The organism is Methylocaldum sp. 14B (assembly GCF_002005105.1).
Lineage (GTDB): Bacteria > Pseudomonadota > Gammaproteobacteria > Methylococcales > Methylococcaceae > Methylocaldum.
Genome location: NZ_MSCV01000045.1, coordinates 23,207 through 45,801, shown reverse-complemented (window position 1 = coordinate 45,801; position 22,595 = coordinate 23,207). Strand labels below are relative to the sequence as shown.

General features: G+C 60.1%; 18 protein-coding genes and 1 CRISPR repeat array. Of the genes, 4 read left to right on the top strand and 14 right to left on the bottom strand.

Features of this window, described 5'->3' with window-relative positions; all coding sequences use genetic code 11:
• Position 1 precedes the first annotated feature (1 nt).
• Positions 2-3,196: direct repeats of the CRISPR family, unit length 20 nt; unit sequence CCCACGTACGTGGGGAACAG.
• Between the two features lie 91 nt (positions 3,197-3,287).
• The 14 genes from cas2e to cyoE form a co-directional block, all read right to left on the bottom strand.
• Complete coding sequence (gene cas2e, locus B2A78_RS23750; RefSeq protein ID WP_077732530.1) at positions 3,288-3,599, bottom strand: type I-E CRISPR-associated endoribonuclease Cas2e; 312 nt, start codon at positions 3,597-3,599, stop codon at positions 3,288-3,290.
• Positions 3,580-4,500 (bottom strand): type I-E CRISPR-associated endonuclease Cas1e, encoded by a 921-nt coding sequence (cas1e, locus tag B2A78_RS23745; protein ID WP_077732529.1) that lies wholly within the window; start codon positions 4,498-4,500, stop codon positions 3,580-3,582. The genes cas2e and cas1e overlap by 20 nt, the downstream gene beginning before the upstream one ends.
• 12 nt (positions 4,501-4,512) lie before the next feature.
• Positions 4,513-5,001: a DUF3368 domain-containing protein gene (locus tag B2A78_RS23740; RefSeq protein ID WP_077732528.1), complete on the bottom strand. Its 489-nt coding sequence runs from the start codon at positions 4,999-5,001 to the stop codon at positions 4,513-4,515.
• Positions 4,982-5,320: a type II toxin-antitoxin system prevent-host-death family antitoxin gene (locus B2A78_RS23735; protein ID WP_077732527.1), complete on the bottom strand. Its 339-nt coding sequence runs from the start codon at positions 5,318-5,320 to the stop codon at positions 4,982-4,984. The genes B2A78_RS23740 and B2A78_RS23735 overlap by 20 nt, the downstream gene beginning before the upstream one ends.
• A 39-nt stretch (positions 5,321-5,359) precedes the next feature.
• Positions 5,360-5,986, bottom strand: a complete 627-nt coding sequence (gene cas6e, locus B2A78_RS23730) for a type I-E CRISPR-associated protein Cas6/Cse3/CasE (RefSeq protein ID WP_077732526.1) — start codon at positions 5,984-5,986, stop codon at positions 5,360-5,362.
• Positions 5,977-6,657 (bottom strand): type I-E CRISPR-associated protein Cas5/CasD, encoded by a 681-nt coding sequence (gene cas5e / locus B2A78_RS23725; RefSeq protein WP_077732525.1) that lies wholly within the window; start codon positions 6,655-6,657, stop codon positions 5,977-5,979. The genes cas6e and cas5e overlap by 10 nt, the downstream gene beginning before the upstream one ends.
• 11 nt (positions 6,658-6,668) lie before the next feature.
• On the bottom strand, positions 6,669-7,805 hold the full coding sequence (cas7e, locus tag B2A78_RS23720; protein WP_077732524.1) for a type I-E CRISPR-associated protein Cas7/Cse4/CasC: 1,137 nt from the start codon (positions 7,803-7,805) through the stop codon (positions 6,669-6,671).
• Positions 7,805-8,260 carry a type I-E CRISPR-associated protein Cse2/CasB gene (gene casB, locus B2A78_RS23715; RefSeq protein ID WP_077732523.1) on the bottom strand — a complete coding sequence of 152 codons (456 nt, stop codon included), beginning with the start codon at positions 8,258-8,260 and terminating at the stop codon, positions 7,805-7,807. Before casB ends, cas7e begins: the two co-directional genes overlap by 1 nt.
• Complete coding sequence (gene casA, locus B2A78_RS23710) at positions 8,257-9,765, bottom strand: type I-E CRISPR-associated protein Cse1/CasA (RefSeq protein ID WP_077732522.1); 1,509 nt, start codon at positions 9,763-9,765, stop codon at positions 8,257-8,259. The genes casB and casA overlap by 4 nt, the downstream gene beginning before the upstream one ends.
• Entirely contained in the window at positions 9,752-12,379 is a 2,628-nt protein-coding gene (gene cas3, locus B2A78_RS23705; RefSeq protein ID WP_077732521.1) for a CRISPR-associated helicase/endonuclease Cas3, read from the bottom strand. Before cas3 ends, casA begins: the two co-directional genes overlap by 14 nt.
• Positions 12,380-13,026: 647 nt before the next feature.
• Positions 13,027-15,390, bottom strand: a complete 2,364-nt coding sequence (gene lon, locus B2A78_RS23700; protein WP_077732534.1) for an endopeptidase La — start codon at positions 15,388-15,390, stop codon at positions 13,027-13,029.
• Between the two features lie 8 nt (positions 15,391-15,398).
• Entirely contained in the window at positions 15,399-15,803 is a 405-nt protein-coding gene (locus B2A78_RS23695) for an Hsp20/alpha crystallin family protein (protein WP_086135113.1), read from the bottom strand.
• Between the two features lie 185 nt (positions 15,804-15,988).
• A complete protein-coding gene (gene recJ / locus B2A78_RS23690) occupies positions 15,989-17,731 on the bottom strand; it encodes a single-stranded-DNA-specific exonuclease RecJ (RefSeq protein WP_077732519.1) in 1,743 nt (580 codons plus the stop codon).
• A gap of 90 nt (positions 17,732-17,821) precedes the next feature.
• On the bottom strand, positions 17,822-18,736 hold the full coding sequence (cyoE, locus tag B2A78_RS23685) for a heme o synthase (RefSeq protein WP_077732518.1): 915 nt from the start codon (positions 18,734-18,736) through the stop codon (positions 17,822-17,824).
• A gap of 83 nt (positions 18,737-18,819) precedes the next feature.
• On the opposite strand from cyoE, the gene B2A78_RS23680 reads away from it, so the two are divergent.
• From B2A78_RS23680 to coaD, 4 genes are read left to right on the top strand one after another with little or no spacing between them, the layout of a single operon-like run.
• Complete coding sequence (locus tag B2A78_RS23680; protein ID WP_077732517.1) at positions 18,820-20,202, top strand: pitrilysin family protein; 1,383 nt, start codon at positions 18,820-18,822, stop codon at positions 20,200-20,202.
• Positions 20,192-21,505, top strand: coding sequence for a pitrilysin family protein (locus B2A78_RS23675; RefSeq protein ID WP_077732516.1), 1,314 nt, complete (start codon positions 20,192-20,194; stop codon positions 21,503-21,505). Before B2A78_RS23680 ends, B2A78_RS23675 begins: the two co-directional genes overlap by 11 nt.
• On the top strand, positions 21,502-22,071 hold the full coding sequence (gene rsmD / locus B2A78_RS23670; RefSeq protein ID WP_077732515.1) for a 16S rRNA (guanine(966)-N(2))-methyltransferase RsmD: 570 nt from the start codon (positions 21,502-21,504) through the stop codon (positions 22,069-22,071). Before B2A78_RS23675 ends, rsmD begins: the two co-directional genes overlap by 4 nt.
• The gene (gene coaD, locus B2A78_RS23665; protein ID WP_077732514.1) at positions 22,068-22,565 is read left to right on the top strand and encodes a pantetheine-phosphate adenylyltransferase; all 498 of its coding nucleotides are present in this window, start codon (positions 22,068-22,070) and stop codon (positions 22,563-22,565) included. The genes rsmD and coaD overlap by 4 nt, the downstream gene beginning before the upstream one ends.
• Positions 22,566-22,595 lie beyond the last annotated feature (30 nt).

The following is a 22,595-nucleotide window of genomic DNA, read 5'->3' as shown; positions in this document are numbered from 1 at the left end:
CCCCACGTACGTGGGGAACAGAGGTGGCGCGGGCCGGGCGCTACTCCGACTCCCGGTTCATCCCCACGTACGTGGGGAACAGCCTCGGCTACCCGACCGACGACGACCCAACCTCGGTTCATCCCCACGTACGTGGGGAACAGTCGGAGCCGTAAGTCAAGAAGCGTCGGTAAGTCGGTTCATCCCCACGTACGTGGGGAACAGTTTCTGGTCTTGTGGATCTCGTCGTACAGCGGCGGTTCATCCCCACGTACGTGGGGAACAGGCTGGCTCAGCGGGTCAACCGGCGCGAAAACCCGGTTCATCCCCACGTACGTGGGGAACAGAAGGTTTTGCGCGGCAGGTCCAGGCATTCGGCCGGTTCATCCCCACGTACGTGGGGAACAGCCGGCCCCGCAACCGAATCGGGGACCATCAACCGGTTCATCCCCACGTACGTGGGGAACAGATCGTAGCCGTCCGCCATCGCCGCAAGGTCAGCGGTTCATCCCCACGTACGTGGGGAACAGGGATTCGGGGCGGCGGCCAGTGCGCGGAGCACCGGTTCATCCCCACGTACGTGGGGAACAGTCGGGTGTTGCGATCCGAGACGCCAGACCGGCCGGTTCATCCCCACGTACGTGGGGAACAGCAGGCCCAACTGTTTCACAAAACATCAAACGACGGTTCATCCCCACGTACGTGGGGAACAGAACAGGCTTTCCTCGATGAACATTTCAATTTGCGGTTCATCCCCACGTACGTGGGGAACAGGCGCATAGCTCGCCGTCGGCCGTAGCATGATCGGGTTCATCCCCACGTACGTGGGGAACAGGCAGTCGTCGACAATGGCGAGCTGCTTTCGGACGGTTCATCCCCACGTACGTGGGGAACAGCCGCATACGAGCTGGTGTCTTCCAGTAGAGCGCGGTTCATCCCCACGTACGTGGGGAACAGGTATGGCCGCATCGGCCTGGATCACGGCGACGCGGTTCATCCCCACGTACGTGGGGAACAGGTCGGGCTTCGGGGCAATTGTTAAGGATGTCGCGGTTCATCCCCACGTACGTGGGGAACAGAGGAACTTATGTGTCTTGCTGCCCGATAGGTACGGTTCATCCCCACGTACGTGGGGAACAGTGAATTTTCCCATTCGGCGCAGACCTTGATACCGGTTCATCCCCACGTACGTGGGGAACAGGGTGCAACCTCTGTCCATGGCCAGTTGCTCCACGGTTCATCCCCACGTACGTGGGGAACAGGCGGTCGAATCGGTCACGGTCACCGCGCTGATCGGTTCATCCCCACGTACGTGGGGAACAGTCTTTGCCGGTCTGTTTCGAACCCTCCTTCCGCGGTTCATCCCCACGTACGTGGGGAACAGTTGAAAATCTCTTCCTTGCTCTCTACGCGGATCGGTTCATCCCCACGTACGTGGGGAACAGGGGAATCGTCTGCCGTTCAGGCGCTCGGCGATCGGTTCATCCCCACGTACGTGGGGAACAGGACCTGTCTCATGACGCCTGCTCCTGGAGCCGGGGTTCATCCCCACGTACGTGGGGAACAGTTGGTTTCGCCGCGGATCTGGAGGTAACCGGACGGTTCATCCCCACGTACGTGGGGAACAGGCGCGGCGCGAGTGCCTCGACTTCGCCGAGTCCGGTTCATCCCCACGTACGTGGGGAACAGTCCTTCATGCCTACGGTTTTTAAGCGGTTGGTCGGTTCATCCCCACGTACGTGGGGAACAGCAAGGCGATCTCGCGGTCCAGCTCAGCATAGGCGGTTCATCCCCACGTACGTGGGGAACAGGCTGGGCGGACGATCGTGAAGCCTTTGACCGACGGTTCATCCCCACGTACGTGGGGAACAGGTGGAAATTTCGATCATGGATAAAAGAGTAAGCGGTTCATCCCCACGTACGTGGGGAACAGCGCGGGAGATGAGCGGCGAGGATCTGGAGAGCCGGTTCATCCCCACGTACGTGGGGAACAGTTCGAGCAGTTCGTTGCCCCAGGATTGCAGGGCGGTTCATCCCCACGTACGTGGGGAACAGTTGATAACAGGCGCGGTGCCGGATTCCGAGCGCGGTTCATCCCCACGTACGTGGGGAACAGTGTCTCTCGCCTAGTTGTCCGGCCACTTCGCACGGTTCATCCCCACGTACGTGGGGAACAGGCCGCTCAGGTCTGATGCCAAAACAATCAGACCGGTTCATCCCCACGTACGTGGGGAACAGCGGCCGCCGCAAGCTGGAGGCGCGCGGCCTGGACGGTTCATCCCCACGTACGTGGGGAACAGCGCCGTGACCGGGCGTCGGGCGTCGATATAGGCGGTTCATCCCCACGTACGTGGGGAACAGCGCACCGAAGAGATCGGGTTGAAGGTCGGGCGCGGTTCATCCCCACGTACGTGGGGAACAGGCTATGTCGAGCCGTTCTGCGGCGCGGCCGCGCGGTTCATCCCCACGTACGTGGGGAACAGACGATCCTCGAAGTGATGTACCAGCTGGAGGACGGTTCATCCCCACGTACGTGGGGAACAGTAGCCGAGAATGGCGGCGAGTTCGACCGGGTTCGGTTCATCCCCACGTACGTGGGGAACAGACGAGCCGGGCGATCTCGATCTGCATGAAGGTCGGTTCATCCCCACGTACGTGGGGAACAGATCCTCCGGTTCCATCAGGTGAAATGCTCTGCCGGTTCATCCCCACGTACGTGGGGAACAGTTCGGCGCTTTTCCTGAGCCCGAGAGCGAGCGCCGGTTCATCCCCACGTACGTGGGGAACAGGATGATCCAATTTATCGTGCCGATCGGCGGCGCGGTTCATCCCCACGTACGTGGGGAACAGGAATCCGTACTCGCGGGCGACGGCGCCCATCACGGTTCATCCCCACGTACGTGGGGAACAGGCGGGTTTCGCTTTCGAGAATGCGCCTGTCTGCCGGTTCATCCCCACGTACGTGGGGAACAGCTTTACCCCGCGCGAGGCCGAGCATCTGCCGCCGGTTCATCCCCACGTACGTGGGGAACAGAGTAGGGGGCGTCGCCCGGTTGCGGGCGCGGCCGGTTCATCCCCACGTACGTGGGGAACAGGAGTGCCACGGCGAAACCGCCGTATTGCGCGGCGGTTCATCCCCACGTACGTGGGGAACAGAACTTGTCGGCTAACAATTACCATTACGCCGTCGGTTCATCCCCACGTACGTGGGGAACAGACCATTTCTAACCTATTGTTAGGACTGGCAAAAAATACCGGTCGAAATTCTACCGGCGATTCGCCGCTTTGAAAATGAAAAATCCGGGTTGTTAAAGAGCATTATTTCCCTCCCCGTCGGCCGGTTCGGGCGGATAGAAGGACACCAGTTTCAGGCCGTCCAATTCGACCGGCATGCGCCGGTTCTTGCCGAGGGTTACGAAGTCGAAGCCCGATTCCGTATTGGTGGACCATACCATCACGGCGTTGCCGTCTCCGAGGCCGGCTTCGACTTGCGCCCAGAGCATTTCGCGCACGCGCTTCGACAAATCGCCGACGTAAACGCCGGCGCGCACTTCCACCAGCCACACGCCCAAACGGCCGCGCAGCCGGGGCGGAACGTTTTCAACCACGATGACCAGCATCGCCGAGACTCTTGGGGTTGGGGATGGCGGGGCCGACGGCGTCTTCCGGGGTTTCCGGCGGTTCCAGGCCGCCCGCGGCGAGCACGTCTTCGATGGCGGGAATGATCTGCTGCAGGAGCTTGGTTTGCCGGAACACGTCCCGGCAGGCGAGACGGACGGCGCGTTCCGGTTCGCCCGGCTGCTGGGAGGCGATCTTGAAGGCGACCGGCACGACGGTGTCGAATTTGAAAAGGTCGGCGATGTCGTAGACGAATGACAAGGGTTTTCCGGTGTGGATGAAACCCACCGCCGGCGCGTAACCCGCTGCCAGCACTGCGGCTTCGGTGATGCCGTACAGACAGGCGGTGGCGGAGCTGACGCAACGGTTGGGCAGATCGCCGGAGCCCCATTCGTCGGCGTCGTAGTTGCGGTGCTTCCAGGTGACGCCATAGCGCTTGGCAAGCAGTTCGTACAACTTTCGCACCCGCGCCCCCTCGATGCCGCGGAGCTGCTGGACGCTGCGCCGCTCCGGCGGCTTTTCCTTGAAGCGAATCTCGTACATCTTGCGCACCACCTTGAGCCGGGCGTCCTCGTCCAGGGCGAGCTTGGCCTGATACAGAAGACGGTCGGAGCGCGCGCCGCCCGGCTGCCCCGAGGCGTAGAGCCGAACCCCGGCTTCGCCCACCCAGACCAGCAAGGTTCCGACCCGCGCCGCCAGCGCCGCCGCCCGGTGCGACACCCGCGTTCCGGGTTCCAGCATGATGCAGGCGATGGAGCCCACCGGAATGTGGGTGCGCACGCCGGTCTTGTCGATCACCACGAACGAGCCGTCGAGCACGTCGATTTCGCCGTATTCGATGAAAATGAGCGAAATGCGCTCTTTCATGGCGATGGGTTTGAGGGGAGGGAGAAGGTCTGTCATGGCGTATCAGCCTCAGTCTTCGCCCGCAGCGGCGAGTACGGCCGCGCGCAGATCGGGGGCGATAAAGTAGCTCTGGGCGCGCAGCACGTCCATCGGTACCGCAACGGTGTCGATATACCCTTGCCGCTTCGCCAGCAGCAGCAAACCGCAGACCCCCACGATCGGCACACCCAACCGCCGCGCGGCACGGCGTCCACGCAATTCGTCCACAAGCAGGTGGGCTTGTAACTGATGCGCAAGCGCCAAGGCGGCGGTTTCACCGGCATCCAGGCGCGGAACCGCAATTCCTTCGGGCCAGGCCGCATCGTCCACCACGTCGAGTTGCCCTCCCTCGACGAATGTTTTTATCGCCTGTGCGTCGGGCCGCCGTGCTTGGGCAAGGCATTCAGCGAATACCGTGGACGGCAACACCGCGCGCGTGAACAATCGAACGGGCAAATCCAAAAGACCGAGTTTGGCGAGCGCGATGAGCGGACCGCTATCAGCGACGAGACACGTCATCCAGGTCCGCCAATTCCTGACGCAGGTCTTCCGGCGAATAACGCACCACCGGTATTTCACGCGCCGAACATTCTTCCATGAATTCGGCCAGCGTCATGCCAGCCAGCTTGGCGGCCTCACGGAGCGACAGTGCTTCCTCATCGAACAGCTTCACCGCCAAGGCCACATTCACACCCTCGCGCAACAGGAAGTCATCGAAGGGTACGGCTACGAAGATCGGCTGCCCATGTTTGGTGACGACGGAAAGCTTGCCCGCTTCGGCATCGCGTACCAGTTCGCCGGTCCGGTCGCGCAAGTCGCGGATCGTAAAGGTGTGCATGATGTCTTCTCCAAATATGCCCACAAGTAGGGGAACAATTTATCCCAAGCGCCGTACTAACAGCAAACCGCAACCGAAGGCTTTGGCGGGGCCGATGCCGTTTTCCAAATAGGCGATCAACGTTCCTGGCTCGTTTACACGCAATACGCCTTCGAAAGTCACCATGACTATCTTGCCGCCCCGATTGCCTTTCCGAAAGAACACCGGGGCGTGAGGCACCACATTGACACCTTCAAATTCTCCCGCACCGATGAGTTTGCGCTTTAACCATTCGCGCTGTTCGGATTCGTGAATCAACGGCACACGGCACTTTTCGGAGCTTTTGCCCGACTTGGTTTCTCGCTGTGCATCGATAATGGTTTTGACCGGATTTGAGGTGAGTAGAAATGCCAAGCGCTGCCCGTGAGCTGGCTGGGGTTGGAATTCGCGCGTACCTACAATCGTCAATCCAGCCGTAGGCTCTGGCGCTCGCCGAGACTGAATCAACAAACGCAGCGGGCGGCCAGGCTGATTGTTTTCCACCCTGAACAGGAACCCTTGGCGTCCTTCCTCGGCATTCTTCCGGGGTTCTTTGTCCTCTCCGGGAAACAGCCGCCAAAGCTGGCGATGAATTTCGTAAGGGTTGCGGACTGCATCCCAAGGAATCTCGACACGGCTCAGGAACATGTTTCCCCCTTATGGAGATACACCAGTCGAGTGCTGAATTGCCGGTGCCGGCCCTGTATGGGTACGTCGCGGACCCGCAAGGGTTGTGCGGAGATCAATTCGCCTTCGGTATAGATCATGCCACCTACAGGTGCGATGGTTGCCAGTGCCGCCTTCGCATCGCTCGCCTCCACGGCCTCGCCATCGAGCAAAGGCCGGGCGATGGGACAGGAACGCCGTCCCAGCACAGGCGTAAAACACGGGCGCCGCAAAGCTTCGGCAATTGCATCCAGCGTAACCGGCCCGTCGGGCTTTGCGCCGATCGCCACGGTGAAAGCGGCATCGAACAGGTATTCGCGCCGAGAAACCACCGGGTTCTTGTTGGCGGAACCGTCTACCTTGCGAGCATCCTCCACCGTGTGGAAGTCGGGAAGCTTTACAGCGGCTTTTGCCTTGGGTACTTCCGCTTCCGGCCGCAACACCTCTCTGTCGGCGCGTACGGCGAACTCGACGCTCATCGCCAATTGCTCCAATGCTTCGGTATCGCGCCGGTCCAACCCCAGGCAGGCACCTAGCAGTCCGAGCAAACCGCTGCGAGTCGGAAACGCATTGCAAGGGCGAAAATCTTCGAACGTGTGCGTGCCCCACGCTTGCATGGGACCGTCCAGGAGGAGAATCAAATAACGCGGCATGGAGCCCTCCTTTATTCCTGACCATCCTCGGCGATCCAGTCTTCCACCGCTTTCAGGGAGTCCAGGGGAGGCTTGCCGCCCATCTCGAAGCTCGCATCGACCGCGAAAGCGCGCGCCTGTTCGTCCAGACCGTAGGCGCGATTCATGCGTCCCCAGTAATTGGCCAAACACTGAATGGATGGTTTGAGGAATCCCGCCAGTTTGTAATCGCGTCTGACCGGTTCTTCGAATGCATTGGCTAACGAAATCGGCTGGTCGGCGAAGCTGACGATGGCGAAGTCCGCCAAGTTGTGAGCGGCGAAAGACTGTTGCTTGGCCGAAGGCACCACCGTCGCCAGTAAATGGAATACATGATGGGCGATGTCCAGCGCACGTTGGCGGGACTCGGCGGTTTCCTCCGCCTTGATGTGGTCGATCAATCCCAGGTTCACTTGCAGTTGTCTCAGGTTGAGACTGGCGTAACGGTAGAACACGCCGGAGGAAAACTGCTGGGTATCCAGATGTCCCGCTCCCGTATCGCCCGCGTCCTGGGTCAAATCGTCGACGGCGGTGAACCAGTCCACGTCCTGCGGCTCGACGGCATGGGTGGTAATGGCGTGAGCGACGGCGAGCGCGCCATCCACGGGCAGGTTGCTCATCAATCCACTGGTCGCCATACGACCGGACAAGGCGATGTCCACGGTGTTGCTCATAGCCGCCCGGAAAGGACGCGCCTCTTTTTCAATCTGCTTTTCCAGTTTCTTGATATCTTGCTGGTCGTCGGCGCTAATGATTTCGCAGAAGTGCGTTACTTCATCCACCGACCAGGGCGCAACGGCGTCGGCCGTTACGCCTTCGGCGATACCTTCCTTGCCGGAAATCCACTCCAGCGCGCGGTTAATCAATTCGGCGTCAAAGCGGTCTTTGAGCAGTTCGGTGAAACGCGCTTTGAGTTTGTTCAAATCGCGGGTGCGCACCGATGGTGCGCCCAAATTGGCTTGGTAGTAATCGCTCTTGCGTATCGCCCGCTTCAGAGATTGGCTGGAAATCCGCACCCGGTTGACGCCACCAAATACGGCGGTTTTCTGCATGTTCATATCGTCCCGGTTGAGACAGGAGGGGCTGTGGGAAATGAGTACATGGAAGTTGATGAAGTTCTTCTTGGTCATTATTTAGCTCCTGTGACGGGGGAAAAACGGGCGATATAGAAATCCTCGATGAGCTGACGTTTGGCTCGTTCGTTCCAAAACCACACCATCGGGCCGAACGCCGACCAGTCCACTGCGGCTTCAACCTGCATCAAGAGGCGACGTAACTGGACCACATCGAGCGGTTCATGAGCGCGGGCCACTTGCAGAACCCGTGCTTCCGCCACCTTGGCTTCCGCCAGTTGCGCACCCAACGACTTGGCTTTAGCCGCGTGTTTGGCATAGGGCAGGAGATAGGCGACACGTAAGTGGCGGTCGCTCGGCCGCTCGCCGGGGAATAAGCGGTAGAGCGCCGGGGTCAACGCCACATCATCCGGTTCGGCAGCACGGCGCAGCTCGGCACGTGCGCCGGTCGGAAAGCTCTCGTCGTCGTAGTGCATTTTCAGCGCGACAAAATCCGGCAATTCGGCAGTCATGCATCCTCCATCAGCTTGGTAAGATCGAAATTCAGGCTGCGCCGCGCCCAGGCGATAACCGGAATCAACTCCGGTTTCATCGCATAAGGTGCAGTCAGCTCCTCAAAAATTGCGCGGCAATGGCCGGCCAATTCCTGGACAAAAGCCTTGCGGGCGGTGGCCCACTGCTTGAACGTGAGTTCATTGGAAAAGGTTTCGTGGATCAGACTTTCGGTTCGGGCGTAAAACAGTTTCTCGGCGGTTTCGTGGATGGCCGCGCCAATACCTTTAAGCCCTTTGTCTTTATTGCCCTGAACGGCGAAATAGAGCTTGCCGCGCAAGGCTTTTTTTGCCTCTTTGCCCATTTCGACCAATTTGGGCAGGCGGCTTTTGTCATCCCGCCAGCCTCGGGCCAGGCTCATCATTTCGTGGCGCCGTTCCAACACGGAAGCTTGATTGGTGCGATAGCCGCCAACGAGCAGGTGTAAACCGCTTTCGCCTAGCTCGCTGGCTTGTGTAACCGGTCCTGCGGGAATGGAGCCCTCTTTGGCTCCGGGATCATTGACGCCTTTGGGCACGACGAATTCGGAGAGCTGGGTCCATGCCGGCGCGGTGGTCGTGAAGCTGGCGAACTTTTGTTCAAGCGCGCCTTTTTTCAAGGTCATGGTTATTGCGCCATGAGGGTGGGGCCACACTCCCTCCACGGTAAAGTTGAATTTCTCCTTGCGAAATCCCACGTATCCCAATGTGGGCGCGCCGCCCATCACATCGCAAGGTGCAGCGGCCATGGACCTCACCAGTTCCACCCGCGCCGGCTGCCAAAACAAGCCTCGCGCCAAACCGATGGTGTTCCAGGGAATGGTGGCTTTTTCCTGGATAGGCTCGACCCAGGTTGGACGGTCCCGATCCAATCCGGGCATGGCGATCTGGCGCGCAGCCAAACGGGAGCGTGTGAGTACATTACACCAGACGGTTTCGCGCAAATTCTCGCCATTCACCAGTGTGGTGATTGGCGCGCCTCCACGTAGGCTGCCCTTGAAGCCGCCGCCGAAACTGGGGCAATTAGTAGCCTGATTGAACAGGGCAATTGCTGCCACTGTTACCGATAGGTGGCGCACTTCGCCCGCCTCGTTGAAGAAAGCGTGGTTGTTTCCTTCCGGCAGGCCAATCAGCAGCTTCTGAATGGGCGTGTCCTCGGCGGCCCTCACTCCTCGTGATTGCATGAAAGGCTGGGTCGGGTGGTCGAGATCGAACCAATCCAGGCACGGTTCTGTGCCGGCGGTGAACTCTTCACGCGTCAAAGCTTCAGTCAACCGCTTCCGCCAAACAGCGTCGTTTTCCGGCAAGAACATCACCTGAGTCATGCACACCAGCAATTGCACACAGGCCAGCTCCAGATCGTCACGCGGCAAGCTCACCTGCCAGTTGCCGGGTTCGCAAAGTAGCTGCCGATAGGTCAGCAGTTGGAAAGCGCCCGTACCGCCATCGGCACGCACGGGAATCCAAGGGTCTTCAAGCAGATTCATCGGTGCACCTTTCCAATCCAAAATCCTCCGTATAACGGAATTTCCCACCCATCGCCGTCCAGCCGCCTTGCCTGTCGGCGGTCATCTCCAGTTGCCGATAGCCCGCCAAGTCCCCGTCCTGCTCCATCCGGCAGTCCTTTAGCCGTTTCTCCCAACTGGCGGGTACGGGAACGGCGTTGAGGTTGAGCGTTTCGGCGAGGTCCCATTCGTTCAGAGTGTTCAATGCTTGACCATCCAGCAGGCGGCCATCCGATTGGAGAGGCAGCACGGTCAGGCTCGTTTCGCCGTCGCGGGTAAGCCCGGTGACGATGTTGTCTTCATCTCGGAAGGCGCTGACGGTCATGGTAGTCAATCGCTTGGCCTCTGCTTCGCGTCTGGCTTGGTCGTCCTTCCAGCCCAAATAATCAGCATAGACAAGATCGGGTTCATCGTCCCAAACGTTGGCCGAATAGACCTCTCTTATCCAACGCCGATAAGCTTCGGGAAAGACGATTCGGTCGGTTCCCGACAATAGCTGCTCGGTTCGCCACAGAACCCGCGCATTTCCATAAATCAGCTTGTGTAATCCGTAGTCCTCGCCTTCAACCGAAATCACCGTGCAGCGCGGCGATTCGAATCCCGCAGGGCGATCATCGCGCTGGTGGCGGTGCAGACGGCCCAAGCGCTGGAACAGCAAATCCACCGGGCAAATCTGTGTCAGCATCCAGTCGAAATCCAGATCGAGGCTTTGTTCCACCACCTGCGTGGCGACGAGGATGCGTCCTTTTCCGCACGCTGCGTTGCGGCCATAGTGCCGGAGTACGGCTTGCTCCTTTTGTTGCCGGTCGGTGAAACGGTAGCGGGCATGGAAGACATCCACCTCCAACTCGGTCTTGTCGCGTAGCTGGCGGGCAAGCCTTTGGGCGTCGTCCACCAGATTCATGACTATCACCACTCGTGCCCCTGCTTCAGCCGCAGCCACGATACGGTCGAGCAGTGCCTCGTTTGGAAAGGCGCCGGGCAGCTTCAAGCATTCGAAGGCGACTTCACGTTCAGCGGGACGCTGATCGTCCGGTACGGTCAGACAAATGGGGGCGTCCTCGGCGACATGCCACAGGGCCGGATACGGCGCGGCTTCTGCACAATCGGAATCCCAAGCTTCCAACAACTTGGCGCGAACGCCGGCAGGTAACGTGGCGGACAACAAGACAGCACTGCCGCCGGTGGCTTTCTGGCGGCGCAGCGCCTCCCCCAGCAGTCCATGCATGTAGGCGTCGTAGGCATGGACCTCGTCCACGATAAGCACGGATTTGTTCAACCCGAAGCCGCGCACGAATTTGTGCCGCACAGGAAGCACGGACAGCAGCACCTGATCCACCGTGCAAACGCCGAGTTGTCCGAGAAACACGCGCTTACGGCTGCTGGCCAGCCACGCGGCGCATTGCACGGCGGCCTCGGTTTTGCCTTGCGCCGACGTACGCCGACCGCTCTCCGCGAGTCGCCGGAAGGTTTTGTTGAACTCGCGCTTGCCGTGAGCCAGGACCAGGTTTGCCGTACCGAATATCCGGTCCGCGAAGGCTTCGGCCCTTGCCAGCATGGCGTTCGCAGTGGCTTGGGTCGGAAGTGCGAAGACGATGGAATCCACTACGCCTTGATCCAACAGCCGCCAAGCGTAAGCGAGAGCGGCTTCGGTTTTGCCGCTGCCAGTCGGCGCTTCGATCAAGGTCAATCCGGGGGTGGTCGGCAGCTTGTCCACCTCGACCTGTACCCCGCGCGGGGATTCGCCCATCTGGAGCAAGGCGCCCAGCCCGCGGTAATCAGCGCTTTTTCCCAGTAAGCCGAAGCGATGTAACAGGTTTTCGTCCTGAATTTTGTGGATGCGTGCCGCTAGGTACTCGGCTAAGTCCGCATGGGGATCGGATCGGTATTCGAAAACCTCATTGGAACCGATCCAGTCGCACACCGAACAGAAACCGGCCAGCCATGCTTGCGTAGCGGGCGAGCAATTCGGCGGAAGCTGTTGCAGGCTCAAACCCGCCGGCTCCAGAAATAGGTGGGCCAATAAGGACACAAAGGTCCTGCGCGCGTTCTGGTCGTGCTCGACGAGCGCTTCATCCGTATCGAGCACCAAACCGGGCATCTCGGGCACGAAGAAGTCACCATGATGTCCGGTCACGGCAGCGAGCCAAGGCTGCCACTGACGCCAGGTTTCCCGGTCGGCATCTTCGCAGTTAAGCCAGCCGCGGTATTCCCGATTCGCCCATGCCAGTCCAGCCCATCCGTGATCGAATCCGACAATATCTCTTGCTGCCAATCCATGGTCTTCTGTGCCAAGAGGCCGCCATGCGGCGGCAAGTGCTTCGGGCGCTTTTAGTTGAAATCGCAGGTCGAACTTGCCGAGGTCATGCAGCGCAACGAAAAACATTACCCAGGCGCGAAGTTGGCTTTGATTTGATCCGGGATAACTAAAGGATGCGGTGAAGGTGCGCCGTATCGCCGTGTCCGCATCCCACCAGGCGCAGGCCACTGCTGCAACATCCAAACAGTGATACGGCAACAGGTGATAAGGTGTTCCGGTTTCGCCTTCTTTGCGCGCTTTTCCCCAATATTTCCAATAAACGCGATCAGCAGACATCGCTCATCTCCCATGTGTAACGCGAACGTTATAGCACGGGTAGTGGCTCAGCAGATGATGCTGTAAGAGTCGCTTTATGTCAGAAAAGGCTGAAATTGTTGTAAGTGGATGCTTACGTTATGTATCGGAACGAGACGCTGGAGCGGGGGGGGGGTGGGAGGTGGGCGTTTGAAATATCGATGGGATGTCGGTCCGCTCATTCGATTGAGTTATCGGGCGAGTTGTCCTCGCCTGGTCTGCCGGCACCCTCTCCCGGAGGGAAGAGGGTTTCTACACAAATCGTCGTCTCGGCATCGCGAATGATGCGGCTCATGCCGGACAATCCCTGTTCGGCACCCCTCGGGCGGACTACCGTGCAAATCGGCACCAATCCTCCGGGAGAGGATTGGGACGCGGAGCACCCGCGAGGGTGAAAAACAAGGATGTTTTTCATCAATCCTGCCGATTTGTCACTGCGTTCAGCACATCCTACGAGCTGCCAACGTTGTCTACGCTCAGTAACTTTAGGAAGCTCTGATTAAGTCCTTCGACAGGCTCAGGACGAACGGTAACGTATTGATTCCGTTCGTGGTGAGCTTGTCGAACCATGAACGGAATCCACTTGTTCATAGCTTCCTTTACTTGGGCGATCGCATGGATCGGTATGCTCAGCCATTAAACCCGCCCAGTGTTTCCTTCAGCGCGTCCTCCACCTGTTCCAGCCAGATGAATTGCAGTTTCTCCTTTGCTTCGGCGGGGATTTCCTCCAGTTCCTTTTGATTGCGGGCCGGCAGGAGGACACGGGTGATGCCGGCGGCGAGGGCGGCGAGCACCTTTTCTTTGATGCCGCCGACCGGCAGGACCAGGCCGCGCAGGCTGATTTCGCCGGTCATGGCGGTGTCGTTGCGGACCGCCTTTTGGGTGAGCAGGGAGACCAGGGCGACGAAGATGGCGACCCCGGCGCTGGGGCCGTCTTTGGGCGTGGCTCCCGCGGGGACGTGGATGTGGATGTCGCTTTTTTCGAATACTTCGGGCTGGATGCCGAGATCGGCGCAGCGGGCCTTGGCAAGACTCAGGGCGGCCTGGGCGCTTTCCTTCATGACATCGCCCAGTTGTCCGGTCAGCGTCAGTTTGCCGGTGCCGGGAGCGCGGCTGGCTTCGATGAAGAGAATGTCGCCGCCCACCGGGGTCCAGGCGAGGCCGGTGGCGACGCCGGGCACGCTGGTGCGCATCGCGACTTCGCTTTCGAAGCGCCGCGGGCCCAGAATGGTCGGCAGAAGCTCGGGGGTCACCGTCAGGCGCTCGATTTCGCCTTCGGCGATGCGGACGGCGGCATGGCGGAACACGGCGCCGATTTCCCGTTCCAGGTTTCTTACGCCGGCTTCGCGGGTATAGTCGCGGATGATGGCGGTGAGCGCCTCGTCGGTGATCTCGCATTGATCGGGGTCCAGGCCGCAAGCTTCGGCCTGCTTGGAAACGAGATAACGCCGGGCGATCTGAAGCTTTTCTTCGGTCGTGTAGCCGGGCAGGTGGATCACTTCCATGCGGTCGCGCAAGGGACCGGGAATCGTGTCGAGCATGTTCGCCGTGCTGATGAACATGACGTGGCTGAGGTCGAACGGAACCGCGAGATAGTTGTCGCGGAAGGTGCTGTTCTGCTCGGGATCGAGCACTTCCAGCAGGGCCGCGGAGGGATCTCCGTGGAAGCTGGCGCCGAGCTTGTCGATTTCGTCCAGCATCATGATGCAATTGCGCGCGCCGGCCTTACGGATGGCCTGGATGATGTTGCCGGGCAAGGCGCCGATATAGGTTCGCCTGTGTCCCCGGATTTCGGCCTCGTCGTGAACCCCGCCCAGGCTGACCCGTACGAATTTGCGGCCGGTGGCCCGGGCGATGCTTTGCCCCAGTGAGGTCTTGCCGACGCCCGGCGGCCCGACGAAACAGAGGATCGGGCTTTTTCCCGCAGGATTCAGTTTGCGTACCGCGAGATATTCGAGAATCCGCTTTTTGATCTTTTCGAGGCCGTAGTGATCTTCATCCAGGACCTGCCGCGCCTCGGCGACATCCAGGCGGTCCTCGGTCTCCACCGACCAGGGCAGTTCGACCAGCCATTCCAGATAGCTGCGCACCATGGAGTGCTCGGCGCTCGCCTCGGGCATCCGTTCCAGCCGCTTCAGCTCCTTCATCGCCTGATTTTCGGCCTCTTCGGGCATTTTCGCCTTGGCAATGGCTTCGTACAGTTCGCCGATTTCCTCGGTGCGTTCGTCGGTTTCGCCCAGTTGCTTTTGAATCGTCTTGAGCTGTTCGCGAAGCAGGAATTCGCGCTGGCGCTCATCCATGGTTTGTTTGGTCTGGTCGCTGATTTCCTTGGAGATGCGGAGGACCTGAATGCGATGGCGAAGAAGGTTCGAGATTTTGTCGAGCCGTGTCTGAGCGTCCATCGTCTCAAGGATTTCCTGCTTTTCGGCGATCGCCAAATCCATGAACGAAGCCACCAGGTCGGCCAGCGTGTGTGCCGAGGATACCTGTTGAACGGCGTTCAACAATTCCGGCGGGGCCTGAGGGAGCAGCGCCAGTACTTCGGCCACTTGGTTCTTCAATTGCAGCAGACGGGCCTCGATGGCGGGCGTTTCGATCTCTTGTTCCTTGATCGGCTCGATGCGGGCTGCGAGAAACGGATACCCGTCCAGGAATTCGAGGATACGAAAGCGTTGCTCTCCCTGGCAGACGATGTTGTGCGAGCCTTCCGGCCCGGTCACGTAGCGCAGGATGGCGGCCTGGGTGCCGACCGTATAAAGTTCGTCCGGCTCGGGTACGTCTACTTTGGGGTCCCGCTGCAGCAGGATTCCGACCGAGGTGTCCCGGCGAAGCGCATACTGGGCCGCGGCAATGGAGGGTTCCCGCCCGACGCTGATGGGAACGATGACGCCCGGGAAAAGCACGATATTCCGCACCGGAATGATCGCGATGGTATCCGGAGGTAGGATTACAGCGGACTCGGAGTGTTTGTCTGATCGTTGTTCGGTTTTCATGGCGGCAATCAATCCGTCTTAAAAAGAGGAATGGTCAGACAGCCGTTTGCGTAAATCGGGTCACCGGGACGCAATCGCCAAGGCGGCAATTGGATGCGCCGCTCGAAGCGGCCGTAAGGTATTTCCAGGCGATGGATGACGGCGCTATCCGGGGCGATCTTCAAGGACCTTTCGCCGGATATGACGACTAGGTCCTCGGTTACGGCGACATCGATGGCTTCCGGAGGCACACCCGGCAATACGACCGTGATGGTGATCGCATCGCGGGTTTCGATGATGTCGACGGGCGGTTCCCACGTCGGCCGGGAGGCGATAAGTCTATGGACTTGAAAGAAGCGCCGATGGAGCCGCTCCGCCTGTTCCAGCAGTTCGCAGGCTTGCGCCCACATCCAGGTTGTCGGACCGTGCGACATGACAATAATCTCGCAAAAGCGGGCTTGAAGCCGTACATGGCGAAAGCCGACGCGAAGCCGAGAATTCGGCCGCGGATATCCGTATCCGACTCATGAACTCCCTTGAAAGACTCCCGTTTCGGTGAACCCGTGGGAGAGGCTGTGCCGTACTCAGGTTTCGCCGCTTCCCAATCGCAAACGTCGCTTTAGTCGCGACCTTCCATGTACTCCATACGTAATTGGACGTTTCGGCCGTCGCGAAATTCATTGATATCGAGCCGATAGACGGCTCGAAGGCGTCGGCAGGCCAGCCAATCGGCTGGTTCGTCGACGAAAAAGGCAATACCGTCGATCAGCTTGTCCGAGTTCGGGATCTTGAGGAGAAATTTGAGATGGCGGTCTCCGACGATGCGGCTTTGCGCCACGTCGAATTCGCCGTCGAACAAGGGTTCGGGAAAGCCTTGGCCCCAGGGGCCCGCTTGGCGCAGCAGTTCGGCAACTTCCAGCGCCATTTCGTGGGCTTCGAGCGGCCCGTCGCTGTGTATCGCGTGGTCGAGGTCCAGGTCGGCCAAATGGCGAGCCACTTCTTCCTCGAACAACTCGGTGAAGTGCGCCAGGTCGTCCCGGTGGAGACTCAGGCCCGCGGCCATCGCGTGTCCGCCGAATTTCCGCAGCAGGTTCGGGCAGCGCGTCGCGATATCGCTCAGGACGTCGCGGATGTGCACGCCCGGAATCGAGCGCGCGGAGCCTTTGATCTCGTCGCCGTCGGTACGGGCGAAAGCAATCACCGGCCGATTCACGCGGTCCTTGATCCGGGATGCCAGTATGCCGACCACGCCCTGATGCCAGGAATCGTCGAACAAGCAAAGTCCCGGCTTAGTCGCCAAGGAGGTATCGAGGTCTTCGAGATGAGCGAGCGCGTCGAGCTTCATCTGTTCCTCGATCTCGCGCCGATCCCGGTTCAGCTGGTCGAGCCGGACGGCCATGGCGCGGGCGGCATCGGCATCGTCGGTCAGCAGGCACTCGATGCCGAGAGTCATGTCTTCGAGCCGGCCGGCGGCGTTGAGCCGGGGCGCGACGGCGAAGCCGAGGTCGGCTGCCGTGATGATGCGTGAATTGCGCCCGGAAACCTCCAGCAGCGCCAGCAATCCTGCGTGGGCTTGTCCCGAGCGGATGCGCTGAAGTCCCTGATGAACCAGGATGCGGTTGACGTGATCCAGCGTCACCACGTCGGCGACCGTGCCCAGAGCCACCAAGTCCAGCAGTTGCGCGAGATTCGGCTCTTCGGCACCGGTTCGAGCGAAATGGCCGGCGGCTCGAAGTCGGATTCGCACCGCGGAAAGAACATAAAACATCACGCCGACGCCGGCCAGATATTTGCTCGGGAAAGGATCGCCGGCCAGATTCGGGTTGACGATGGCGTCCGCGCCGGGAAGCTCCGACCCCGGCAGGTGATGATCGGTGATGAAGACCCGCATGCCGCGGGCTTTCGCCGCCGCCGTGCCTTCCAGGCTGGAGATGCCGTTGTCGACGGTCAGGAGAACGTCCGGAGTACTTTGGGCGGTCATCGCGACGATCTCCGGCGTCAGACCGTAGCCGTATTCGAAACGGTTGGGTACGAGATAAGAGACTCGCTCCGCGCCGAGCAACCTCAGTCCCCGGACGGCCACCGCGCAGCCGGTGGCGCCGTCGGTGTCGTAATCGGCGATGACGAGAATGCGCTGATTCTTCCGGATTGCCTCCGCCAGTTGATCGGCCATGGCTTCCATGCCGCTCAACAGCCAGGGCGAGGGGAGTTTTGCCAGCGAGCGGTCCAGTTCCTCGGCGACGATCAGCCGGCGCGCGGTGTAAATGCGTTGCAGCAGCGGCGGGAGATGGGAAAAGGCTCGAGCGGGAAGTTGATCCGATCCGCGGGGGACGATTTTCTTTTTAACCGGGTAGTAAGGCATTGGGCGGCAAATGGGTCTGTGGAGAGCTGTCGTAGGTCGGAAATCCCTTTCCGACACGCCGTCGGCAAAGGATTGCCGACCTACACAATACTACCGAGTCAAGCCCGCAATGAGCGGAACGTAATGATCGATCAACAAGGCCGAAAATATCCCGACCAGATAGACCAGCGAATAGCCGAAAGTTTTCATGGCCAGCTTGTTGTCTGCCTCTTTCTTGAGGCGAATCGCGTAGTATAAAAATCCGATTCCGAGCCCCACGGCCGCTCCCAGATAAAGAAAGCCGCTCATGCCGGTGAGATACGGGAACAGGCTTACGATCACCAGCAATATGGTGTAGAGCAGGATGTGCAGCTGCGTTACCTCCACGCCGTGGGTCACGGGCAGCATGGGGATGTTCACCTTGGCGTAATCGTCGCGCTTCGCGATGGCATAGGCCCAAAAATGGGGCGGGGTCCAGGTGAAGATCAGCAGGAACAGCAGCAGGGCGTAAGGGTGCACCCCGCCGGTCACGGCGCACCAGCCGAGCACCGGCGGAGCCGCGCCGGCCGCGCCGCCGATCACGATGTTCTGCGGAGTCGCGCGCTTCAGATAGACGGTGTAGATGAAGGCGTAGCCGATCAGCGAAAGAAAGGTCAAAAACGCGGTTAGCGCGTTTACGAACAGGATCAGAATCGCCATCGAGAGCGTGCCCAGAGTGGCGGCGAAGATCACCACCTGGTTCGGCTGAACGTGCCCCGAGGGCAGGGGGCGGTTCTGGGTGCGCGCCATTTCGGCGTCCGCACGGCGGTCCAGGAAGTGGTTGAGAGCGGCTGCGGACGCGGCGGCGAGACCGATGCCGAGGCTTGCCCACAACGAAACCGCCAGAGGAGGGAGTTCCGGAACGGCCAAAAACATGCCGATCACGGCGGTGAACACGATGTGGCCGACTACCTTGAGTTTGCACAGGGCGAGATAGGTTCGCCAGGAAACGGCATTCGTGGATTCGATATCAGTCGTCGAGTTCATCGTTTCGCTACGGTCTTCGTTTACAATACCGGCTGGTTCGGCAACCTGCCGTTCAATCCTCAACACATTCAGGAGAGCGTCAAATGCAGTTTCGCGGACTCCGTCTGGCCTTGCTGGTATTACCGTTGTCGCTTCACGCTGCTGAGCCTGCGGTTCACGAGTTCCGGCTGGATAACGGGTTGAAGCTTTTGGTCCAGGAAGACCACCGTGCGCCGGCAGTCGTTACGCAGGTTTGGTACAAAGTGGGCGCAAGCTATGAATACGGCGGTATCACCGGCATCTCGCACATGCTCGAGCATATGATGTTCAAGGGTACCGAGAAACACCCGCCGGGCGAATTCTCCCGTATTATCGCAGCAAACGGAGGTCGAGAAAACGCCTTCACCGGGCAAGATTACACGGCCTATTTTCAGACCCTGGAAAAAACCAGGCTGCCCGTGAGCTTCGAACTGGAAGCGGACCGCATGCGGAATCTGCTCCTGTCCGACAAGGAATTCAAGAAGGAACAACAAGTCGTCCTGGAGGAGCGGCGGCTGCGCACCGACGATCAGCCGCGCGCCAAAATGGAGGAGCATTTTCAGGCGGTTGCCTACACCAACAGCCCTTACAAGAATCCGGTCATCGGCTGGCCGGACGACGTCAGCAGATTGACGGTGGGCGATCTCAATCATTGGTACGGACTTTGGTACGCGCCGAACAACGCCATCCTCGTCATCGTCGGCGACGTGAATCCGCAGGAGGTTTACGCACTCGCCAAGAAATACTTCGGTCCGTTGAAACCCAGCAAACTGCCGGAAATCAAGCCGCGAGGCGAAGTCGAGCAACTCGGGGCGCGGCGTATGACGGTTCGTCTGCCGGCCAAGCTGCCGTATCTCGTGATGGGCTACAAGACCCCCGCCTTGCGAACGATAGGCGAAGAGGATTGGGAGGCTTACGCGCTCGAAGTCGCCGCCGGGATTCTGGATGGCGGCAACAGCGCGCGGCTGTCCAGCCGCTTGGTGCGCGGGCAGCAGGTGGCGGCATCCGCCGGAGCCGGCTATAACCTTTATTCGCGCTTGTCCAATCTGTTTACCCTGGAGGGGACGCCCGCCCAAGGCAAGACCTTGCAGGCACTGGAGAAAGCATTGGGCGAGGAAATCCGTCGCCTTCAGGACGAACCGGTTTCCGCCGCGGAACTGGCGCGGGTCAAGGCGCAGGTTCTGGCCCATCATATTTATCAGAGGGATTCCATGTTTTATCAGGCGATGCAGCTTGGCATGACCGAAACCGTCGGGCTCGGTTGGAAAACCGTCCAGGAGTATGTGGACAAGGTCAACGCCGTGACGGCCGAGCAGGTTCAAAAGGTTGCCCGGAAATACCTGATCGACGATCGGCTGAGCGTGGCCTATCTGGAGCCGTTGCCCATGCCCGAAGGCGCGAAGGCGCCGGAAGAAGCCGCACCGATGGGAGGTGATCATGTTCGTTAAGCGCATGTCCCGATGGATCGTGTTTCTGTTCTTGTTGATCAGCGCGCCGGTTTACGCCGTGCCGGAAATCCAGCATTGGGTCTCGCCGCAGGGCGGCCGGATCTATTTCGTGCCGACCGAAGGTTTGCCGCTGCTCGACGTTCAGGTCGTGTTCGACGCGGGCAGTGCCCGCGACGGTGAAAAATTCGGCCTTGCCGCTCTCACGTCCGGCATGCTCGACACCGGCGCGGGAGAATGGGATGCCGATGCCATCGCCCAGCGGCTCGAGAGCGTCGGAGCATCAATGGGAACCGGTGTTTCGCGCGATTCGGCCTATTTGTCGCTGCGCAGCCTGACCCATCCCGAGAAGCTCGGTGTCGCCTTGGATACGGCCCGGGAAGTCTTGGCTCACCCCCGTTTCGAGCAGAAAGACTTCGACCGGGAGAAAAACCGGACGCTGCTCGCGATCAAGCAGCGCGGCGAGGAACCGGACGAACTCGTCGAGATCGCGTTTTTCCAAGTACTGTACGGTAACCATCCTTATGCCCATCCGCAGGAGGGTTTTGCCGAAACAGTGGCGCCATTGACCCGCGAGGATCTGGTCGATTTCCATAAACGCCACTATGTGGCGAGCAATGCCATCGTCGTGATCGTGGGCGATGTGAAACGGGCCGAGGCTGAAGCTGTCGCCGAAAAACTGCTGTCGGGCCTCGAAAAAGGCTCGGCTCCGCCAGCGTTGCCTGCGCCCGCGCCGCTGCAGTCGGCCGAAATCATCAAACAGCAGTTCCCGTCGGAGCAGACTCATGTGCGTGCCGGAGTTCTAGGGATGACAGCGACCGATCCCGACTATTTTCCGCTTTACGTGGGTAACCACATTCTGGGCGGCAGCGGCCTGGTTTCCCGCGTTAGCACGGAAGTCCGCGAAAAACGAGGGCTTTCCTACAGCGCCTACAGCTATTTCATGCCGCTTCGGGAACTCGGGCCTTTCCAGATGGGGCTCCAGACCCGCAACGATAAGGCCGAGGAAGCCTTGCGCGTCGCTCTCGACACCATCAAGGATTTCGCCGCGAACGGACCGACCGATAAGGAACTGGAAGCCGCCAAGAAAAATATCATCGGCGGTTTCGTTTTGCGCCTGGACAGCAATCAGAAACTCACCCTGCAGGTGGCCAACGTCGCGTTTTACAACCGTCCTCTTGATTACCTCGCCACGTTTACCGAGAAGGTGGAGGCGGTGACCCGTGAGGATATCAAGCGCGCTTTCCGGTCCCGGATCGATCCGGGCAAGATGCGGACCGTGCTGGTCGGCGGCGGGGCGAAGTGAAGAATGAGCTCCGCATCATCGCCGGCCGTTTCCGCAGCCGCAAGCTCAAGTTTCCCGATGCTCCCGGACTCCGGCCGACGCCGGACCGGGTCCGGGAAACGCTGTTCAATTGGTTGCGGAACGACATCGAAGGCGCTCGCTGTCTCGATCTATACGCGGGTAGCGGCGCGCTGGGATTCGAAGCCGCTTCGCGCGGCGCCGCCAAGGTCGTGCAAGTGGAACGGGATGCGTTAGTGTGCGGAGCTCTCGAACGGAATCGTGCGCTATTGAACGCCGAGGCGGTGGAAATCGTCCAAGCGGAAGTCGGGCGTTTCTTAGAGGGTGCGGGGCAGCCGTTCGATGTGGTTTTTCTCGACCCGCCTTTCCACCAGGGCTTGGTCATTCCGTGCTGCCGGGCGCTGGAAGGGAACGGTTGGCTCTCATCCCACGCTAAAATCTATGTGGAAACCGAGAGCAGTTTTCGGCTCGAGAGTCTTCCGGAAAACTGGCGGACTTTGCGCGACGGCAGGGCGGGAGAAGTCGGCTACCATTTGTGCGAACGCATCTCTTCCGGTCACTTCCCATGATCATTACCGCGATCTATCCCGGAACATTCGATCCCATCACCAATGGCCATGTCGACCTGGTGACGCGCGCCGCCCGCATCTTCGATCGAGTGGTCGTCGCCGTGGCGGAGAATAAGAACAAGACGCCGTTGTTCAACCTGGACGAGCGAGTGGAATTGGCGCGAGCTTCGTTGCAGGCGGTGGGAAACGTCGAAGTTCTGGGCTTCGATACCCTGCTGGTGAACTGCGCGAAAAAGTGTGGCGCCACCGTGATTCTGCGCGGATTACGTGCAGTGTCGGACTTCGAGTTCGAATTTCAATTGGCCGGCATGAACCGCCATCTTTGCGCGGAATTGGAGACGATGTTTTTGACGCCCAGCGAAAAGTACGCGTTCATTTCGTCTTCGGTGATTCGCGAAATCGCGAAGCTAGGCGGGGACGTGTCGAGTTTCGTGCCGGAACTGGTGCGGGAAGCGTTAGTCGCAAAGTACGCTAGTTTCCCAGACGCGCCTTAAAAGCTACTACGCGGTTCGAGAGCGGCGTTG

Excerpts from the sequence above, each read along its gene's own strand:
- cas2e (WP_077732530.1), bottom strand. The coding sequence starts at position 3,599 with ATGCTGGTCATCGTGGTTGAAAACGTTCCGCCCCGGCTGCGCGGCCGT.
- cas1e (WP_077732529.1), bottom strand. The coding sequence starts at position 4,500 with ATGACAGACCTTCTCCCTCCCCTCAAACCCATCGCCATGAAAGAGCGC.
- B2A78_RS23740 (WP_077732528.1), bottom strand. The coding sequence starts at position 5,001 with ATGACGTGTCTCGTCGCTGATAGCGGTCCGCTCATCGCGCTCGCCAAA.
- B2A78_RS23735 (WP_077732527.1), bottom strand. The coding sequence starts at position 5,320 with ATGCACACCTTTACGATCCGCGACTTGCGCGACCGGACCGGCGAACTG.
- cas6e (WP_077732526.1), bottom strand. The coding sequence starts at position 5,986 with ATGTTCCTGAGCCGTGTCGAGATTCCTTGGGATGCAGTCCGCAACCCT.
- cas5e (WP_077732525.1), bottom strand. The coding sequence starts at position 6,657 with ATGCCGCGTTATTTGATTCTCCTCCTGGACGGTCCCATGCAAGCGTGG.
- cas7e (WP_077732524.1), bottom strand. The coding sequence starts at position 7,805 with ATGACCAAGAAGAACTTCATCAACTTCCATGTACTCATTTCCCACAGC.
- casB (WP_077732523.1), bottom strand. The coding sequence starts at position 8,260 with ATGACTGCCGAATTGCCGGATTTTGTCGCGCTGAAAATGCACTACGAC.
- casA (WP_077732522.1), bottom strand. The coding sequence starts at position 9,765 with ATGAATCTGCTTGAAGACCCTTGGATTCCCGTGCGTGCCGATGGCGGT.
- cas3 (WP_077732521.1), bottom strand. The coding sequence starts at position 12,379 with ATGTCTGCTGATCGCGTTTATTGGAAATATTGGGGAAAAGCGCGCAAA.
- lon (WP_077732534.1), bottom strand. The coding sequence starts at position 15,390 with ATGAAAACCGAACAACGATCAGACAAACACTCCGAGTCCGCTGTAATC.
- B2A78_RS23695 (WP_086135113.1), bottom strand. The coding sequence starts at position 15,803 with ATGTCGCACGGTCCGACAACCTGGATGTGGGCGCAAGCCTGCGAACTG.
- recJ (WP_077732519.1), bottom strand. The coding sequence starts at position 17,731 with ATGCCTTACTACCCGGTTAAAAAGAAAATCGTCCCCCGCGGATCGGAT.
- cyoE (WP_077732518.1), bottom strand. The coding sequence starts at position 18,736 with ATGAACTCGACGACTGATATCGAATCCACGAATGCCGTTTCCTGGCGA.
- B2A78_RS23680 (WP_077732517.1), top strand. The coding sequence starts at position 18,820 with ATGCAGTTTCGCGGACTCCGTCTGGCCTTGCTGGTATTACCGTTGTCG.
- B2A78_RS23675 (WP_077732516.1), top strand. The coding sequence starts at position 20,192 with ATGTTCGTTAAGCGCATGTCCCGATGGATCGTGTTTCTGTTCTTGTTG.
- coaD (WP_077732514.1), top strand. The coding sequence starts at position 22,068 with ATGATCATTACCGCGATCTATCCCGGAACATTCGATCCCATCACCAAT.